This window comes from Pseudogemmobacter sp. W21_MBD1_M6 (genome assembly GCF_052119585.1).
GTDB lineage: Bacteria > Pseudomonadota > Alphaproteobacteria > Rhodobacterales > Rhodobacteraceae > JBGQOJ01.
The window spans coordinates 720304-737339 of sequence record NZ_JBGQOJ010000001.1; the positions used below are offsets into that span (position 1 = coordinate 720304).

The following is a 17036-nucleotide window of genomic DNA, read 5'->3' on the forward strand; positions in this document are numbered from 1 at the left end:
GTGAAGAAAATTGAAAACGTTGCAGCCTGTTTGTTCACTTTGCACAGGCAGCACAGCGTCCGGGAGCGTCAGATGAGAAACATTTTTGCGCCGATCACCCTGGCCGTAGGCCTTTCAGGTATCGCCGCCGGCCCTTCTTTTGCTCAAACTGCAAGGTTTGACATCAGCGAACTGGAAGCAGGCTGTGCCGGTGCCGCAAGCGAGTGCCAAGCGGTCATTGTCCGCATGATTCAGCAGTTGCAGGCCGATGCATTGGCGCCAGAGCAGTTGAACACCCGGCTTGGCATGCTGGCGTCCGGCATTATCACCGCAGCGCAGACATCACCGGGAACATCTGCCGTGCAACGGCTGGCCGGGGCCCTTAGGGCCGTTGCCGCCGCCTCGACCGACGCCGCGCAAACGGCTTCTATCCGCAGCGTGGCGCAAGAGGTCGCGCGCGGCAACGCCAGCCGGATCGACATTATCACCGCCTTTAGCGCCAGTCCGGCCTAGGCGGCGACACCAATGGCCCGAGATACAATCACGCCGGACACTCGGTCACGCCCATATGGATCAGTTCCAGACCCGAAATCGCGAAGAAACCGACAGTTACAGTTCTGCCTGTTTGCAAATACCACCGCCGCAAAGGTTCAGGGTAATAAGTGGCGATCAGCCGCGACCAGTGTTCAAAATCGGCCGTGGGTAATGCAATTCCATAGCTGCCAGAGCTTGGCCCGTGAAACCCGAATTGCGCGTCCGGTGCGACACAGGTTCGATCCAACCCCAGATACAGGGTGCATGCAGACACGCAATACCCCGCCCGGATTTCAACAACCTGCCGCGATGCCCGAAGGCGCTCGATCTGCTGCATTCTGTCCAGAACATTGCCGCCGCGGTCGTCTACAACCACGATCCTGCCAAGGCGATCAACGGCCTGTGCTGGCCCAGCCAGAAATACCGCCGCAAAAAGCGTGGCGGCCAGTCTTGTCCTTGCAGATCCGCGTAAATCGCGCGGAACCGCACCGAAAACCCGGTGACGTTGCATGACTATTCCCCAAATTGACGTTCCAACCAATGGCTGGATAAACGGCAAGCCCACCTCACCCTTTAGATTGATGACACCGCAAACCGGTAAAAGAATACTTGCCGACGGGTGCGCATTCTTCGGTGGATTTAACTGGAACTTTACGAAAATCGTGAGGGCACTGGATGTCAGGTAAAAGAAACGCCGCCAAAGCGCCAAAGCCCCCGATCTATGCCGTGCTGATGACGCTTTATGAAAAGGATAACCCGGCCCATTTCGAGATCGCGGTCGCGTCGATCGAGGCACAGGACACTGCTACAGCCGCCATCCGCATTTATCTATGTATCGACGGGCCGTTGCGGCCCTATCAAGACGACTGGATATCCGCGAACAAGGTGCGGTTTTTCAGGATTCTGCGCAATCCGAAAAACCTTGGCCTTGCCGCATCACTGAACATCCTTATCGAAAGCCTGGGGAACGAAACCCTTGTTTTCCGCATGGATAGTGACGATTTCTCCCTTCCTGACAGGTTCCGAAAACAGGCCGAATTCCTTGAAAACCATCCCGATGTTGCCTTGGTCGGGTGTCAGGCGCACGATATGGACGCAAATGGTAACTGCACCGGAACCCGCATTTTTGCAACGAACCCCGATGCGGTTGCCGACCTTTTGTACCGGATGACGCCCGTGCTGCATCCAACGTTCTGCATGCGTCGCCGCATTCTGCGCGACCCGGTCATCCGCTATCCGAAGGCCTATCTGACAGAGGATCTGGCCTTTCTGATCACCTTGGTCCGGCAAGGCCACGCAATCGCCAACCATCCCGAGATCCTGTTCCATTGGCGGACAGGGCCACATTTCTTTGCGCGGCGCAGTTCTGTTCGCCGTGGCCTTGTTGAATTGCTTTGGTTCACGCGGGCGCTTTGGCTTCGAAAAGGGGTCTTCACGCCGCACTACATTTTCCCCCTTATGCGGTTCGGGCTTCGCTGTATTCCGAACGCGGCAATGCGCCTGATCTATCGATCGGGGTTACGAGAGATTGTGATGCGCAGCGCAGACATTGACCCTTCAAACGCCGATGCCCTTCGTGAATAGCGCCAGTCACGTTCAGGCAAAAGACCCCGGTCTTCTGCTTTGTTTCCTTTGTGGGCTGTTCATTCTGACCGTTCCCTTCAGCGGGATTGTCAAAGCTGGTTTCTTTGGAAATTTCGACACTAATCTGGCGCTTATTCCCCTTTTTCTTGCCCTTCCCGCACTGGGCATATCGGGCAGGCTTAGCCATGCCTTGACCTGTGGCAGCACCCCCGCGCAATATCTTCGATGGGTGTTGGGGTTTTTTGTTCTATGCGCGCTGCTGACCGCCCTGAACGGTGTACGGCTTAGTGCGCAAGGCCTGTCCGCCTATGGCCTAGATCCGCTCTCGAAGTCATTGGTCACCATGATCGCCCCCCTGTTTATCGCAACGCTGGTGCTGGTGTCTTTCACAATAGGCACAGCCCTGCCGACGCGGGTTTTTCAGCGGCTGATCGAAGCCTGCTTTGCCCTTTTCATCGGCTACACGATCCTTCAGCTTTGCTCTGCCCTTGCGCCCAACCCGGTCTATGACGCCTTGCGCGGTTTCTTCGAGGGCGCGCGCGGGATCACGACACAGGCCTATTCGGTTCAGTTCCAGCGCCTGAACGGCCCAACCATGGAACCTGCGGAACTGGCAAAGACAGTTCTGTTGTTTTTCATTCCGTGGCTGGTCTTTCCCGCCTATGGGCCGCCCCGCACCCTGCGCCTTGTTCTGGCAATTCTGATCGTAATCGCATCTGCATCCCTGATCGGGATTTTGTCTCTGTCGCTTGTCTTCGCGCATCTTCTGTTCGCCAACGGCTCTGCACGGCGCACACGGACGTCAGTGTTTCTGGCGGCCTTTGTCATGGTTGTGACCCTGCCGCTGTATCAGGATCTGATATTTGGCAGGATGGCCGAACGGTTTGGGTCCGGCACAATCGACGAATCCGCATTGATCCGCTATTCCTACAACAAGGTTGCCCTGTCCCTCGTCCTGCAAAACCCGTTTGTCGGTCTGGGCTGGTCCAACGAGATCTTCTTTTTCCCGGACCGGATCGGCGACATCGCTGGCCTGTATGAGGTGCAACAGGACATCGCGACCGGAAACGCACTGACCGCCAAAAGCCTGGTTCTAAGACTGATGATGTATTCGGGGCTGCCGGGCTTTCTGACCCTTATCGCGGCGACCTTTGCAATGCTTCGCATGCCCGCGCAGGCATACTCGTACGACGTCAGGCGCTTGCGACTGGTGTTTCTGACGTTAGCGGTTTCGGGCACACTGGATGGCGGAATCCTCACGTCTTTCTACCTGTGGGCCGGACCGGCGCTGTGCCTTGGTGTTGCGTCAAAACAGGCGCTTCAGGCAAAGGCCGGCATGCGGGAACCAACCCAAGCGCGGCACCCGATTTTACAGGCCATCCAATAAAACCGGATCGCGCCTTGCCCGCCAAACCGCGTCTTGTCCTTGGCGCAGCCTACATGCTTGCCCTAAGGGCGGGATCAGCCGTCGCAAGTTATCTGAGCATTGTTCTGCTCGGGCGCTGGATGGCCCCGTATGACTACGGTCAATTCGCAGCGACCCTGTCGGCTCTTGCCCTGCTCACATCAGTTTTATCGCTTGGAATGCCCATGACCATCCTTCGGTTTCTGGGAGAGTATTCTGCCCGAAAAGACTTTCTTCTTGCCCGTGGGTTAATCTCTGCCGGGCTACGGCTTTCTTGGGGTGGCGGCACGGTCTTTGCTGTGGCGGGCGGAATTTCGATCAGCCTTGCCTATTGGATCAACACCCCGGGCGCCGACCCGGGTGCGGCGCTTTTGGGGCTCTTTCTGCTTCCGCCAGCAATCGCGATAGATGTGCAGGGCGCGGTTCTGCGGTCGCGGGGCGACATGTTCTGGGCCATTACCCCCAGAGACCTGATCTGGCGTATCGTTCTGATCGGATTGGGCTGGTGGGTGGCGCAGGCCTATGGCCCCGGTGCCCAGTTCATACCGCTTGTCATTGCGGCAACCCTTGCCCTTTGGGTTCTGGCGCTGGGGCAACTTCTGCTGCTGTCAAATCGCAGCCCCCTGCCCGTCACAAAGGCGAAACCGCAAAAAGACCTGCGGCTTTGGGCCAGTGTTGCCTGGCCAATCTGGATGACAAATATCGCCGGTATCGCCAGTGCCAATCTTGATACAATCTGCGTGGCCCTTCTGATGCCCGTCGAAATTACCGGCCTCTATTTCGCGGCCTCCCGCACAGCGGCGCTGCCGTCTTTTTCCCTGAATGCGGTGAACCTGATGATCGGCCCAATGATTCCGCGTGCCAATTACGCCCGGGACAGGGTCACGCTTCAGCGGCTGTTGGGCTTTGGCGCCGTTATGGCATTCGTGCCTGCGGTGCTGGCTGTTCTGGCCTGCGTGCTTTACGGCGCGCAAATCCTGAGCCTGTTCGGCAAGGGTTTTGCAGCGATGAGAACAGAGCTGATCCTGCTGTCCCTTGCCCAGATGATCAACGCTGCGACAGGCAGCGCAGAGCTCTTGCTCAACATGACCGGTCATCAACGCCAAAGCGCGCGCATCGCGGGACTGTCTATCGCGGTGGGTTGCCTGACTGTCCCCCCCGCCGTCTTGGCCTTTGGAACACTGGGCGCGGCCAGCGTCATTTGCGGCATTGTGACGACGGTCAACATCTGCCTTTGGCGATCGGCACTACGCCATACTGGCTATGATACCTCGATCATTCCCCTTCTCAAATCGGGCGCAAAACCATGACACTCATCCGCGGTATCGTCGCGCACGCCGGCCTGAATCCCTACCGCACACGCAGGCTGTCTGTGCGATCACTGATCGGTCTTACCCGATACGCTGTCGCCTCGGCACAGATGTTGGCGGTCCTGTCCGTACCGGGATATGCGGGTTTTATCCGCCGGAACATGCCCCGCCCGGTGGATATGATGGTCATCGGGGCGCAGAAATCCGGCACCACTTGGGTCCACGCGCAATTCCAGACAAACCGGCTGGCCGTTGTAAGCGACATCAAGGAATGCCACCACTTTGACCGTGGCAGACTGGGCAGCCTCCGTCACTATCTGCGGCAGTTCGGCGACCTTGCAGACGACAGGCCCATCATAGAGGTGGCACCCGACTATGGCCCGTTGTCGAAATGGCGGATCAAGGCCATTCAGCGCCTGTTCCCCGAACTGCGGCTGGCGTTCATTGCCCGCAATCCGGTGACACGGGCATGGTCGGGAACACGGATGGAAACGTCATTCGATCGTGGCATGCCCGTTGATGCGGTGCCGCAACGCGACCTGCTGGATCACCTCGGCCTTCCCAGATCGCTGCGCTATGCGGATTATGCCAAATGCCTGCAGGGCTGGGTGGATATATTCGGCTCGGACCGGTTGCGCATCTTTCCGTTCGAAATGATAGAAGGCGCGCCATCCGAATTGATCGCCGATCTGGTCGCGCACGCGTCCCGGAAAACGACACATCAACAACAGCCCCAGCAGACAGGCGGAGCAGTTTTCAATGGCAATGCCGCCAACATGCACGATGCCATCCGCCAGAAACTGCGCCGCGACTACCTGCCCTATGTGCCGTCATTCACGGCATTCGCCGCACCCATTGATGCAAGGTTCGCTTGGTCACAAATTGCACAAGACTGGACATCGGACGCTTTGGCACCGCAAGATCAACCGGAACAAAACCGTCACGCTTTGGTCGTCTGCGGTTTTTGCCCGAACCCCGATGCCAATTCCTCTGGCCAGAAGCTCGCATTTCGCCGGATCGAAGAGATTGCCGCGCGATTTGCAAGGGTCGACGTGGTCTATTTTGTCAATCGCCTTGACCGGCTTGACCACAAAAACGCCGGACCCCATTGGCCGGAAAATATCGGTACCGTCACCGCAATCAATCTGACATGGCGGCACAGAATGGCGGGAGTGATGGCCCATCCCCGCCTACCGGTGTTTGCCGCATCCCGTCGTTGCGCCGGACGAAAGGTGATCGAACGCCACCTGTCCAACCCCCGTTACAGCGACTTTTTTGCGGACTTTTCGCAGGGCCTTGCGGCAATTCCATCGCGGTCCTTTGGATTGTTCAACTTTCGCCAACACGACATCGTATCGCGGCTGTATGATCGCAAGGCACAGCACGCCACAGGCCTGCGGCGTGCGATCAACCGGATCGAATCGGCCCGGTCCCGCAGATGGGAAACGAAAGCATGGGCTGGCGCATTGCGGATTGAGACTCTGTCGGTCGATGACGCCGCGTTCATTCAACAGACATGTCCCGCCGCAGAAATCAATGCTCAGGCGGCACAGGGCACTATTACGGTTCCAGCGCACCTCAGGACATGTGCCACAATCATTCCCGGCAGATTGATCTTTTGGGGCAACCTGTCGCGCGCTGAAAATATCGATGCCGCAGTCCGCATGGCACGCGATCTTCTGCCCGAAATCCGCAAGACAATCCCCGTTGCCCATCTCTGGATTGTGGGGGCCCATCCAGCCAAAGACGTCATCGCGCTGGAAGGTGACGCCGTGCATGTGACCGGCTTTGTCGACAATCCGGTCAACGCCTTTTGCGCCGCTGCGGCGGCTGTTGTGCCGCTTCGGTTCGGGTCAGGCGTCAAGATCAAGGTGATTGAAACATTGGACGCAGGCATTCCGACCATCACATCAGAGGTTGGCTCTGAAGGAATAGCCGAAAATAAACTTCTGATCAGCACGCGCACTGACGAACAGTTTATTGCCGAAACCTGCAAGGTTTTGTTGCGGACTTTGCCGATGTAGCGCGCAACAGGAAACCGGGAATGCGACTGCAAACAGATTACCCGTTTGCAGCCGCACCCCTTGGATCAGACCAGGGCTCCTGACGGATACAGCGCAATGGATCGGATGCCGTCGCTGTCAAGGGCCGGTACCCAAGGCGCGTTGATCTGTACGGCAAAGCCATCCGCGAACGACCCATCAAAGCGGGTAATCCGGACATCAAAGGCACCATTTGGCGGTGACAGTTCCAGAACATCAGCGGCTCGCGTCGCAGCCGTCCCCGCAGTCGGAATAAGGCGGGTCGCCTTTGTCCCAACTTCGATCTGGGCACCCAGAACAACAAGTGTTTCCCCGAGAACCACACTGTCGGGTCCGATCCCAAGGCTGAGAGTGCCACTAAAGGACGGCGTGAACACAAACGCCAATCGTGTGGTCACGCCATCGGGCTGCAACACCCGCGACAGGTTCGAAACACCGCCCGCAGCGCTGGCTTCAGCCGTCATGCCGCTGACAGCACCCGCAATATGCGTTTCGGTCGACCCCACGTTATCCCGCAGAATAATCCGCGCCCTGCCAGAGCTACCCGCCCTGAGCCAGACCGTTATGGCAAGCGGACTGCCACTGCTACAGGGTGGTTTGTTCGAGTGAAGCAGCCTGTTCCACGCCGCGCCGTTGCCAACCACAGAGACACCCGGAAAGACCCCCATTGCCGCCAACGCAAGACCGGTCGCCGCCGCACCGGACGCGGTCCAACCCCCGGATACCCCTGCGACAGAATTCACCAGCAGGTTTGTGCTGGCGGCCTCAAGAATGGCGAAACGTCGCCCCTGTGACCAACCAAATCGCAGCGTATCAGGGGCGGCAATATCAAGGGTGCCCTGCTGCGACAGAAACGAGGCCGGCGACGCGCGGGACACCGAAAACGGGCGGTCATATTGACCGCTTTCAAAATCCCAAAGCGCCACAGGCACCAGCCCCGACGGCACGATATTGTCGACCTGTCTTGCCCTGTTCGATATAAATCGGACTGCGGTTTTCATCACCAACCCACCATGATGCCCGATGCCGTGGTGCCCGTCGCAAAGACGCGCGCAACTTCCATCAGATGCCATCCGGTGGCCATCTCGGGTGTGGTCAGGGTTTCGCCGCCGTTGGTCGTGATCCGCAACGTGCCCGCGACCGCAACATAAACCCAGTGCGCAACATGAGGCAGGTCCTGCGCATCATCAGGGGTTACGTTCTGCAAGTGCATCGGCCCACCAGGAAGCGTGCGCGCGTGTTTCTTGAAGGCATCAAGTGCTGGCATATTCAGATCCTTTTTGTCGAATGCTCAACCAGAGCGGATAGGCGCTAGGACTAGAAAGAAATCCTTAAGGCTTTTGAAACCGAACGTGCGCCGCTTTGGAGCCCGCCTTTGTCAGGGCTGCTGGCAGTATTGATCTGGGCTGACATTCAAACCTGCCCAATGTATGGGTTTGGGACAGGACAAAAAACGCAGTTCCAAAGGACTATATAAAATGCGGATCATGGTCGTAGGTGCAGGGTCGATCGGCAAGCGGCACCATGAAAACCTGACGTCGCTTGGCGTTGACAGCGTCCTTTGCCCCTACCGCGACTTTGCGTCGGGCGCGGGTAAAAAGACGTTGGAAAGCGGAGAATTTGACGCAATGGTCATCGCCACCGCAACGCAAATCCGGATGGAGCTTGTCGCATGCTGCGCCCGTCTTGGTCTGCCGTTCTATGTTGAAAAGCCGCTGGCCTATGACGCTGATGCACTTAGCAAAATTCTGACCTGCGCCCAGCCCGTTGCAGAGCGGTCCATGGTCGGTTTCATGATGCGGTATCACCCCGCATTCCGGTCGCTGGCACAAATGGACCTGTCCGATATTTACAGCTTTTCGTTCGTGATAGGGCATGACGTCCGTCAGTGGCGGCAGAACTGGCGCTTTTCCGAAAGCTATGCCGCCAAGCCCGAAGGCGGCGGCGTTCTTTTGGACCTGTGCCATGAACTGGATATGGCGACGACCCTGTTCCACGGCGCCACGATCACCGCCACCAATAGCCTTGGCCATGCCGCCTATCCCGGCGTCGATTTCGCCACCCGCATTTCGCTATGTGGCGGGGCCAACCGATCCGGCGTGACCGGTAACGTCGAGATGGACTACCTCTCGCCCGTCAGCACCCGCAGCGCCACCCTTCGCGGTCTAGGCAAGGTGATCCAGTTCGATTTCATCCGCGGCAGCTATAGCGTCGATGACGGAAAGGGCCCGACCCACCTGTCCCTTCCGCACAACCGGAACGACATGTTTCTGGCCGCAATGCGCGATTTCCTCGCGCTTGTCGCGGGCACGCCAACGTCCAAAGTAGAGCATTTGCCAAGGCTCGATCTTGCCGCAAAGTCTTGCGCGATCATTGCATCTGCTTGGGAGGGGCGCAAATTTCAGGGCAACATAACAGGAGAGTTCGCATGATCATCGGCCATATCGGCGCACGCAAGGGGTCCAAGGGCGTCCCGCGCAAGAATTTTCGCATGATCTGCGGCAAACCGATGATTGACTGGTCCCTTGACCAGTTGTTCGAAAGCGCCGAGGTCGACGCCGTGGTTGTATCCACTGACGACGAAGAAATCTATGAACACGCCATCGCCAAAGGTGCGTTGGAAATTGGCCTGCGCCCCGATCATCTGGCAACGGACTCGGCCGGAAAGTGGGGCGTCTGGCAACATGCCCTTGCCGCATCCGAGGCTTTGACAGGCTCCGCAACCGCGTTTCTCGACCTCGACTGCACCTCGCCACTTCGCCTGCCCGAAGACATCACAAACGCATTGGCGCTGTTTCGGTCGGATCGGCCCGATATGGTCATGTCCTGCTGCGAAGCCCGCAAGAATCCGTACTTCAATCTGGTAGAGCCCGACGCAACCGGCGCCCTGCACGTCTCGAAACCCTTGCCAGGCGGTGTCGTCGCGCGCCAACAGGCACCGGTTGTTTACGAACACGCCGCCTCTACCTATGTCGTCGCCCCCGACTATCTGCGGCGCGCCAACGCCTTGTTCGAGGGGCGCGTGATCCCCTATCTTATGCCCGCCGAACGCTGCGTCGATATCGACAGCCCCTTTGATTTCCAGCTGGTGGAATTCCTGCTGACCAACCGCCTGAAGGAACAAGCCCATGGATAAACAACTGACCGGACGCACAATTTTCATCACCGGATCGGGTGGTGTTCTTGGGTCCACCTATGTCCGGCGCATGTTGGACGCGGGCGCGCGCGTCGTCGCATCCGACCTTCAGGGGCACCGCGCCGACGCACTAAAGGCGACGCACGACGGCAATGACAATTTCCGCTTCTACGATCTGGATGTTGGCGACGAAACCGCCGTCGAAGGCATATTCAAACGCATCATCGGCGACGGCTGGGAACCGAACGTGGTTCTGAACAACGCCGCGATCACCGGCGAAATGCTGATGGGGGCCGGCAAGCCTTTTCCGGATTTCGCCAACACCTCGGTCAGCGACTGGGAGCGGACGATGCGCACAAACCTGACAGGCGCCTTCATGATCGCCCGCCAGATGGACCGCGATATTGTGGGCCGCTATCCGGCAACGCTGATCAATGTCGCCTCGATGTATGCCCTGAACGGCCCACACCACCAGATATACGAAGACATGCCGTTCAAATCCTTCTCTGCCTATTCCACCACCAAAGCAGGCATTCACGGGCTGACCCTGTGGCTGGCCGGCTATTGGGCAAAGCGGCAGGCCACGGTGAACACAATCGCGCCGGGGGCCGTGTTCAACAATCACTCGGAAGAATTTCAGCGCCGTGTCTCCGAACTTATCATGGCGGGACGGATGGCCAAACCCGACGAGATCGCAGACGCGATGCTGTTTCTCTGCTCTGCCCAATCGGGGTATATGACCGGCCAACTCGTCAACGTCGACGGCGGCTTTAGCGGCTGGTAGACGCCAGCAATTCCGGTATCGCCGCCAATGTCCGCGCCACACCGCCGGAATGCGCCTTGAAAAACGCATTTATAGCGTTGGCCGGCACAGGTTCTTCGCGGATCAATGCCTCAATCAACGCCGCTGGCGTCTGCACCTGCAAGCACACGCCAGCGGCAATCGCATCCATCGCGGGATATTCGATCGTCCATATCTGCGGCCCGACAATAACAGGCTTTTTCAACGCCAAAGGCTCGATCACATTATGTGCGCCTTTGGCGTTGAACCCACCGCCCACAATCGCCCGATCCGCCAGTTCAAGGTAGAAATACATCTCTCCCATACTGTCACCAAGGATCACGTCGGGGTTCTGCGGGTCCGCTTTCAGCGCCAACGCCTCATCGAAAACCTCGGACCGCTTCTCCAAACGCAGACCTGCCTTCACGATCATCTGCCCGACCTCGTCGAACCGCTCTGGCGCACGCGGCACGTAAATGAACAACGGCGCATCCGCACCTTTCGCGGCAATCGTCGCACGGATGGCGTCGATATAGGTTTCGTCCTCGCCCTCAACAGCGCTGGCAATCGTGACTACCGACCGACCACCGGCAATCCCACGGCGGGCCGCACGCGCCGCCGCCAAATGCAAAGGCGGCACAGCTTGGTCAAAGCGCAGCTCGCCCGTGACAGCAATGTTCCTCACCCCGACAGAGGCGAACAACCGGCGCTGCGCCTCGGACTTGACCAGCGCACCGGCAAAGCCCTGCATCAACTCAGCGCGAAACGGTGCGCGTTCCTGATCGCGTGCAAAACTTTTTGCGGGATACTGCGCATTGCACATGAACAGCGGCACGCCACTCGCCCGCGCCGCCATAATCATTTGCGGCCAGATCTCGATCTCCATGACCAGCCCATATTTCGGCGTGAAGGCACGAAAAAACCGGCGGAACGCAAAGCCGAACTCAAACGGCACCCAGACTGCACGAAACCTGCCCCCGGCCAGATCTGCCGCGAACACCCGCTCTGCCTCGCGGCGTCCGGCTGGCGTGAAATGCGTGGTCACAACCCGCTCTCCGCGGTTCAGCATTGCACGGATCAAAGGTGTCGCTGACCGCATCTCGCCCAGCGAAACCGCATGCACCCAAACCGCATCTTTCAGCCCGTCCACATATCTGCCGAACCGCTCGCCCAGATGCGCGCCATAAACCGGATCGCGCCGTGCCCGCCGGCGCAAATACAACAACACAAGCGGCAAACAGACCCACCACAACAGCGCATATGCAAAAAGCACAAACCGAAGCCTGATGGACGGGAACCGCTTACGCATCTTGTGCCTCGGTGTCGGGAAGCAAGGACAAAAGCCTTACTGCCAGATCATCCGCCACCGTAAGCCTGCTGACCGCCAGACGCTTCGCGCTCGAACCGGTTTCGACCAAATCAACCGCCCCAAGCGCCTTGATCAAGTCCGGCACGTCATTCACCTGATGCGACGCGCCCGCCTTTGCGAAATCCTCATAGTCCGCCGCAAAATTCGCCACATTCGGACCGTGCAGGATGGCGGCGCCAAAATGCGCAGGCTCCCACGGGTTGTGGCCACTGACCGGACCAAACGACCCACCCATGAAAACCACAGGGCAAAGCCGATACCAAAGCCCCATCTCGCCGAAACTGTCTGCCAGATACACAGCGTCGCCCGGTCCCGGAACCTCGCCCAGTGATCTTGCCGCAACGCCCAGACCCAAGGCGCGTGCCGCGTCTTTGATACTGTCGGCCCTGACCGGATCCCGGGGGGCCAGAACCAGCAGACTGTGTGGGTCCGCTGCGAACAACCGCGCCTGTGCAGCCAACACGACCGCCTCGTCCTCCTGATGGGTAGAGGCCGCGCACCACAACCTGCGCCCCTCGACCGCACGCCCTGTCCGCCCCCGCTCCTCTGGTTGGTCCGCAAGCACTGGCGCAGACGCCTTCAGTGATCCGGTGACAGGAACAGGGGCCACCGCCCCGAGTGCCTCAAGATACCTGGCGCTATCCCGATCCTGGGCAAAAATCATCGAAAATCGCTGGTACAGAGCCGCATATACCGACCGCACGCGTGCCCGCGACGCATAGGCACCGGCGTTCATCCGGCCATTGACCAAAGCCAAAGGAATTCCCCTGCGATGGGTTTCAACCACAAGGCCGGGCCATATATCCTGCTCGGCCCATATCGACAGATCGGGGCGCCAGTGATCCAGAAACGGCCGCACAAACGGCATGGCGTCCAGCGGTAAAAACTGATGCTGCGTGCACGGCGGCGCGTTGCGTGCAAAGACCTGCGCCGAACTTCTGACCGATGACGTTACAAGGAAATGCAGGTCGGGGCGCTGTTTCGCCAGCGCCAGAATAAGCCCGCGCAGGGCAAGAACCTCTCCCAGCCCCACGGCATGCAACCAGATCAAAGGCCCATCGGGGCGCGCCAAACCGGCTTCTCCCAGCTTTTCGCGCCACCGCGCAGGGTCCTCTTTGCCGCGTCCCAACCTGCGCCGCAACGCCACGGGCGCAAGCGGCACAAATGCGTAAGTTGCGGCGATATAGAGACGCAAAAGCCACTCGTCTGGCAGGAGCCTAGCCAATGTCGTGGAACTCTTTCTGCAACCCGCGCCCCCAGAAACCGGGGTCTTGCAGAATTTCGACAAACCGATCCGCCGCCCGCCCTTCGCCAAACGCCGTATGGCTTGGATACCGCTTGCCCCATTGATCGTGCAGGAACGCAGCAATTGCGGCGCGATCGCGCGCCTCGGCGGTAAAGATCGACGGAGCAACCGCGCGGTTTGTCTGCCGCGTCCCGATATCAAGCGACGGAATTCCGATGAATGGTGCCTCGCGCACACCCGCCGAGGAATTCCCCATCATCACTTGTGCGTTCTTCATCAACTCGGAAAAATGCGCGAACCGCATCGAGGGCAAAACCCTGAATTTGTCCGCCGGAAGCGCGTTGATGACAGAAAAAATGCCCTCTGACCCCGGATCATTGTTTGGCGCGATCAGCACAAAATTCCGCCCCGACGCCTCTAGCGCGCCAAAGCAATCCTGCGCCTGCAGCAGCATCGTATCGGCCTCGGATGTGACCGGATGAAACACACAGATCCCGTAGTCCGAAAACGGGATGGAATAGTGGCGGCGCACATCCTCTATGCTGACACCTGACGGTTGCGAATGGAAATCCAGTTCCGGCGAGCCTATGACGTGAATGCTTTCCGCAGGTTCTCCCAACGTCATGACGCGCTGCGCCGCCTGTTCTGACGACACAAAATGATGGCTTGCCAGCTTGGAATTGCAATGCCGGAAAATCTCGTCGATCGTGCCTGAAACCTCGCCGCCCTCGACATGTGCGGACCGAACGTAGTTCGTGGCCGACACCAACGCACAAGCCAACGCCTCGACCCGGTCCCCATGCACAATCACAAGATCAGGACGGTGTTCCGCCAGATAGTCGGAAAACCCGATCACCGTCTTGGCAAGGATCATATCCTGCGGGTCACCGATCCGTTGGTTCAAAAACTCGTGGACCGTTACACCCTGCGTGCGGTGCACCTCGATCTTGGTCAAACCATAGCGATCAAGCATGTGCATGCCCGTGACAAAAAAGGTCACCTGAAAACCGGCGTCGCGTGCGGCCACCGCCAAGGGCTCTAGCTTGCCAAAATCGGCCCGCGTGCCGGTGACGAAAAGAAGGGACTGGGTCATGCTACTCCGCATTTTTTCCCGGACATTAGCCTTGGGGGCCGATGAAGGCAATTGTATCCGCGTGGACATTCCGCATCGGCACATTTAACGTAGCGCGATGATCAAAACGGAGACAGCCAAAGTGACCCAGGACCGTGTCGTAATCTGCATGAAATGGGGCAGCCTTTATCCGGCCTCCTACGTCAACGTCCTGTTCGCGGCCGTAAAACGGAACGTCAGTCATCCGGTGCGTTTTGTCTGCCTGACAGAAGACCCCAGCGGTCTGGCCGAAGGGATCGAACATTTTCCAATCCCCGATATGGGGTTGGACGAAAGCCATTGGAAAAAAGGCGGCTGGGCCAAGCTAAGCGTTTTCGGGAAAGACCTGTATGGTTTGACCGGTCGCGCGCTGTTTCTTGATCTGGATACCGTCGTTTGTAGCAGTCTCGAGCCGTTTTTCGAGGCCGAAGCACCCATCCTGACCATAGATGAAGGCGCGACGTGGAAAAACGATCCGACCGCACCGCAGCTTTCCAACACCAGTGTTTTTGCATTCACTCTGGGGGCAGAGCCTGAAATCCTGGAAAAATTCCTTGGCGACCGGGATGCGATGGTCGCGAAATACCGGATCGAACAAGTCTATCTGCAAAACGAGGCGAAATCGGTGTCCTTTTGGCCCGACCCTTGGGTTGTCAGCTTCAAATACCACCTTCGCAGGCCCGTGGGGCTGGGCTTCTTTCTTGCCCCGTCAAAGCCTGATCCGAAAACAAAGATTGTCGCCTTCCACGGCGTTCCGCGCCCGATCGACCTGGTCCAGCCGGGTTGGTGGGGCCAGTTTCCGCATATGGGACGCGGAAAAGTGGATTGGATGGTGAAATACTGGAACGGCGTAAAAAACTAAGGCCGCAACAATGTTCAGTCCGCGCGCGCTCAATTTCCCACGCAAGTATCTGCTGCAAGCGCCCTTTGGCATTGCGCTGAAACTCACGCGCCGATCAGATCATATGGTTCGCCAAAGGGTTGCGGGCAAGCACATCGCAATTGTTGGAAACGCGCAAAGCCTTCTGCAAAAACAACACGGGGCCGAGATCGACGCCGCAGACATCGTTCTGCGCCTGAACAAGGGGTCTGTCGTCAAACCGCTGGCGCAAGGGACGCGCACCGATATCCTCGGGTTGTCGGTTGATTACACAAGCGCCGAAGTCGACGAACTGTTCAATCCGGACTTCATCATCTGGCTCACGCCGAAACTGCGCCACTTCCGGCTGAAGGCCTGGCACCATCTGCGCAAAACCGCGTTCTACCGTCACTGGTATTTTTTCAGGGACAGAAACCTGTTGGGCCGCCGCCCCTCGTCCGGGTTCATGATCACAAGCTATCTGCTGCGTCTGGATTGCGCCGCCTCTATCACGCTTTACGGGTTCGATTTCGGCGCGACCGACACCTTTTACAATCCCGAAGGTTACGTCACCCCGCACCACTACGACACGGAAGAGCGGCAGATGCGGGCCTTTGAACAAGCCGCCCGCATCACCATTCGCTAGCCGTCCAGATCGGCCCATTTCAACTGGGTGTTCCGCGTCACCGCGCGGGTCAGCCGCTTGCCGATGACCTTGTCGAAATCATAGCCCGCAATCTCTCCCGATCCGGGGCGGCGCGCCCATATATCCGCCTCTTCGATCACATGTCCCGCCGGCAAATCGCGGTCTGCAACCACACTGGCGCGGGCAAAGCGATAGACCGCCTCTTCCGACGCGGTGCGCTGCTTGGGGTTCATCAGCGCCGTGTGGATCTCGCGGCTGCGATCAATCAGGAACCGCAGCTCTGCGGGGTCCATCGAGCAAATGATGTCCGGCCCGATCCGGTAACGGCTGTCTGTGTAATGCCGTTCCAGGATCGACGCGCCCAACGCAACAGAGGCAAGCGCCATTTCCGGCCCGATGGAATGATCCGAAAACCCGACAACAGCCTTTGGAAAGGCGTTCTTCAGGTCGGTCACACCCTGAAGCGACACAATTTCAGGTGGCGACGGGTAAAGATTGGTGCATTCCAGCAGCGCATATTCGATGCCTGCGTCTTCCAGAATGGCGACGCTGGCCCGAACCGAGTCGATGGTCTGCATGCCCGTCGACATGATAACGGGCTTGCCCATCCGTGCGATGTGGCGGATCAGCGGCAGGTTGTCCGCCTCGCCCGATCCGATCTTGAAGGCGGGCACGTCGATCTCGTTCAGGAAATCGGCGGCCGCGCGGGAAAACGGCGTTGAAAGATAGATCATACCAAGGCTCTCGGTATAGGTCTTTAGCGCAATCTCGTCGTCACGCGACAGCGCACAACGCTCCATCACCTCCCAGATCGACACATCGGCGTTCGGGGGAAAGATCTGCTTGGCTTCCTCGGTCATCTCGTCTTCGACGAAATGGGTCTGGTGCTTGACACATTCGCATCCCGCATCGCGTGCGAGGCGAACCATGGTCTTTGCGACCTCCAGATCACCACCGTGGTTGATCCCGATTTCGGCGATAACCAACGGCGCGTGGGCTGGTGAAACGTCTCTGTTTCCGATCCTCATCCTGCT

The 17036-nt window shown here is 58.7% G+C and carries 17 protein-coding genes; 10 read left to right on the top strand and 7 right to left on the bottom strand.

From position 1 onward, the window contains the following. Positions 1–72 precede the first annotated feature (72 nt). Positions 73–492, top strand: a complete 420-nt coding sequence (locus ACEN2R_RS03435) for a hypothetical protein (protein ID WP_442039198.1) — start codon at positions 73–75, stop codon at positions 490–492. A gap of 28 nt (positions 493–520) precedes the next feature. Here the strand turns inward: ACEN2R_RS03435 and ACEN2R_RS03440 are convergent, their stop codons facing one another. Continuing rightward, a complete protein-coding gene (locus ACEN2R_RS03440; RefSeq protein WP_442039200.1) occupies positions 521–1024 on the bottom strand; it encodes a hypothetical protein in 504 nt (167 codons plus the stop codon). Positions 1025–1188: 164 nt separating this feature from the next. On the opposite strand from ACEN2R_RS03440, the gene ACEN2R_RS03445 reads away from it, so the two are divergent. From ACEN2R_RS03445 to ACEN2R_RS03460, 4 genes are read left to right on the top strand one after another with little or no spacing between them, the layout of a single operon-like run. Next, complete coding sequence (locus ACEN2R_RS03445) at positions 1189–2097, top strand: glycosyltransferase (protein WP_442039202.1); 909 nt, start codon at positions 1189–1191, stop codon at positions 2095–2097. Continuing rightward, entirely contained in the window at positions 2063–3484 is a 1422-nt protein-coding gene (locus tag ACEN2R_RS03450; protein ID WP_442039204.1) for an O-antigen ligase family protein, read from the top strand. The genes ACEN2R_RS03445 and ACEN2R_RS03450 overlap by 35 nt, the downstream gene beginning before the upstream one ends. A 14-nt stretch (positions 3485–3498) precedes the next feature. After that, positions 3499–4812: a lipopolysaccharide biosynthesis protein gene (locus ACEN2R_RS03455; protein WP_442039206.1), complete on the top strand. Its 1314-nt coding sequence runs from the start codon at positions 3499–3501 to the stop codon at positions 4810–4812. Beyond that, a complete protein-coding gene (locus ACEN2R_RS03460; RefSeq protein WP_442039208.1) occupies positions 4809–6836 on the top strand; it encodes a glycosyltransferase in 2028 nt (675 codons plus the stop codon). Before ACEN2R_RS03455 ends, ACEN2R_RS03460 begins: the two co-directional genes overlap by 4 nt. Before the next feature lie 65 nt (positions 6837–6901). On the opposite strand, the gene ACEN2R_RS03465 is transcribed toward ACEN2R_RS03460, so the two are convergent. Then, positions 6902–7855 carry a phage head spike fiber domain-containing protein gene (locus ACEN2R_RS03465; protein WP_442039210.1) on the bottom strand — a complete coding sequence of 318 codons (954 nt, stop codon included), beginning with the start codon at positions 7853–7855 and terminating at the stop codon, positions 6902–6904. Then, entirely contained in the window at positions 7855–8121 is a 267-nt protein-coding gene (locus tag ACEN2R_RS03470; protein ID WP_442039212.1) for a spike base protein, RCAP_Rcc01079 family, read from the bottom strand. The genes ACEN2R_RS03465 and ACEN2R_RS03470 overlap by 1 nt, the downstream gene beginning before the upstream one ends. Positions 8122–8332: 211 nt before the next feature. Between ACEN2R_RS03470 and ACEN2R_RS03475 the strand changes: the two genes are divergently transcribed. From ACEN2R_RS03475 to ACEN2R_RS03485, 3 genes are read left to right on the top strand one after another with little or no spacing between them, the layout of a single operon-like run. Next, positions 8333–9286, top strand: coding sequence for a Gfo/Idh/MocA family protein (locus tag ACEN2R_RS03475; RefSeq protein ID WP_442039214.1), 954 nt, complete (start codon positions 8333–8335; stop codon positions 9284–9286). Continuing rightward, positions 9283–9990: an acylneuraminate cytidylyltransferase family protein gene (locus ACEN2R_RS03480; RefSeq protein ID WP_442039216.1), complete on the top strand. Its 708-nt coding sequence runs from the start codon at positions 9283–9285 to the stop codon at positions 9988–9990. Before ACEN2R_RS03475 ends, ACEN2R_RS03480 begins: the two co-directional genes overlap by 4 nt. Further along, positions 9983–10774, top strand: a complete 792-nt coding sequence (locus tag ACEN2R_RS03485; protein ID WP_442039218.1) for an SDR family oxidoreductase — start codon at positions 9983–9985, stop codon at positions 10772–10774. The genes ACEN2R_RS03480 and ACEN2R_RS03485 overlap by 8 nt, the downstream gene beginning before the upstream one ends. Here ACEN2R_RS03485 and ACEN2R_RS03490 read toward each other — a convergent pair. From ACEN2R_RS03490 to neuC, 3 genes are read right to left on the bottom strand one after another with little or no spacing between them, the layout of a single operon-like run. Beyond that, entirely contained in the window at positions 10761–12080 is a 1320-nt protein-coding gene (locus tag ACEN2R_RS03490; RefSeq protein WP_442039220.1) for a 3-deoxy-D-manno-octulosonic acid transferase, read from the bottom strand. The two genes, ACEN2R_RS03485 and ACEN2R_RS03490, sit on opposite strands and share 14 nt — an antisense overlap. Continuing rightward, the gene (locus tag ACEN2R_RS03495; RefSeq protein ID WP_442039222.1) at positions 12073–13365 is read right to left on the bottom strand and encodes a 3-deoxy-D-manno-octulosonic acid transferase; all 1293 of its coding nucleotides are present in this window, start codon (positions 13363–13365) and stop codon (positions 12073–12075) included. Before ACEN2R_RS03495 ends, ACEN2R_RS03490 begins: the two co-directional genes overlap by 8 nt. After that, positions 13358–14479: a UDP-N-acetylglucosamine 2-epimerase gene (gene neuC / locus ACEN2R_RS03500; RefSeq protein WP_442039224.1), complete on the bottom strand. Its 1122-nt coding sequence runs from the start codon at positions 14477–14479 to the stop codon at positions 13358–13360. Before neuC ends, ACEN2R_RS03495 begins: the two co-directional genes overlap by 8 nt. Positions 14480–14600: 121 nt before the next feature. Here neuC and ACEN2R_RS03505 point away from each other — a divergent pair, with 121 nt between their 5' ends. Both ACEN2R_RS03505 and ACEN2R_RS03510 read left to right on the top strand, forming a co-directional pair. Further along, positions 14601–15359 carry a hypothetical protein gene (locus ACEN2R_RS03505; protein ID WP_442039226.1) on the top strand — a complete coding sequence of 253 codons (759 nt, stop codon included), beginning with the start codon at positions 14601–14603 and terminating at the stop codon, positions 15357–15359. A 10-nt stretch (positions 15360–15369) separates the two neighbouring features. Beyond that, the gene (locus ACEN2R_RS03510) at positions 15370–16002 is read left to right on the top strand and encodes a glycosyltransferase family 29 protein (protein ID WP_442039228.1); all 633 of its coding nucleotides are present in this window, start codon (positions 15370–15372) and stop codon (positions 16000–16002) included. Here ACEN2R_RS03510 and ACEN2R_RS03515 read toward each other — a convergent pair. Further along, on the bottom strand, positions 15999–17030 hold the full coding sequence (locus tag ACEN2R_RS03515; RefSeq protein WP_442039230.1) for an N-acetylneuraminate synthase family protein: 1032 nt from the start codon (positions 17028–17030) through the stop codon (positions 15999–16001). The two genes, ACEN2R_RS03510 and ACEN2R_RS03515, sit on opposite strands and share 4 nt — an antisense overlap. Between the last annotated feature and the right edge of the window lie 6 nt (positions 17031–17036).

What these genes read in the sequence shown, in the direction of transcription:
- ACEN2R_RS03435 (WP_442039198.1), top strand. Translation starts at nt 73, where the DNA reads ATGAGAAACATTTTTGCGCCGATCACCCTGGCCGTAGGCCTTTCAGGT.
- ACEN2R_RS03440 (WP_442039200.1), bottom strand. Translation starts at nt 1,024, where the DNA reads ATGCAACGTCACCGGGTTTTCGGTGCGGTTCCGCGCGATTTACGCGGA.
- ACEN2R_RS03445 (WP_442039202.1), top strand. Translation starts at nt 1,189, where the DNA reads ATGTCAGGTAAAAGAAACGCCGCCAAAGCGCCAAAGCCCCCGATCTAT.
- ACEN2R_RS03460 (WP_442039208.1), top strand. Translation starts at nt 4,809, where the DNA reads ATGACACTCATCCGCGGTATCGTCGCGCACGCCGGCCTGAATCCCTAC.
- ACEN2R_RS03465 (WP_442039210.1), bottom strand. Translation starts at nt 7,855, where the DNA reads ATGAAAACCGCAGTCCGATTTATATCGAACAGGGCAAGACAGGTCGAC.
- ACEN2R_RS03470 (WP_442039212.1), bottom strand. Translation starts at nt 8,121, where the DNA reads ATGCCAGCACTTGATGCCTTCAAGAAACACGCGCGCACGCTTCCTGGT.
- ACEN2R_RS03475 (WP_442039214.1), top strand. Translation starts at nt 8,333, where the DNA reads ATGCGGATCATGGTCGTAGGTGCAGGGTCGATCGGCAAGCGGCACCAT.
- ACEN2R_RS03480 (WP_442039216.1), top strand. Translation starts at nt 9,283, where the DNA reads ATGATCATCGGCCATATCGGCGCACGCAAGGGGTCCAAGGGCGTCCCG.
- ACEN2R_RS03485 (WP_442039218.1), top strand. Translation starts at nt 9,983, where the DNA reads ATGGATAAACAACTGACCGGACGCACAATTTTCATCACCGGATCGGGT.
- ACEN2R_RS03490 (WP_442039220.1), bottom strand. Translation starts at nt 12,080, where the DNA reads ATGCGTAAGCGGTTCCCGTCCATCAGGCTTCGGTTTGTGCTTTTTGCA.
- neuC (WP_442039224.1), bottom strand. Translation starts at nt 14,479, where the DNA reads ATGACCCAGTCCCTTCTTTTCGTCACCGGCACGCGGGCCGATTTTGGC.
- ACEN2R_RS03510 (WP_442039228.1), top strand. Translation starts at nt 15,370, where the DNA reads ATGTTCAGTCCGCGCGCGCTCAATTTCCCACGCAAGTATCTGCTGCAA.
- ACEN2R_RS03515 (WP_442039230.1), bottom strand. Translation starts at nt 17,030, where the DNA reads ATGAGGATCGGAAACAGAGACGTTTCACCAGCCCACGCGCCGTTGGTT.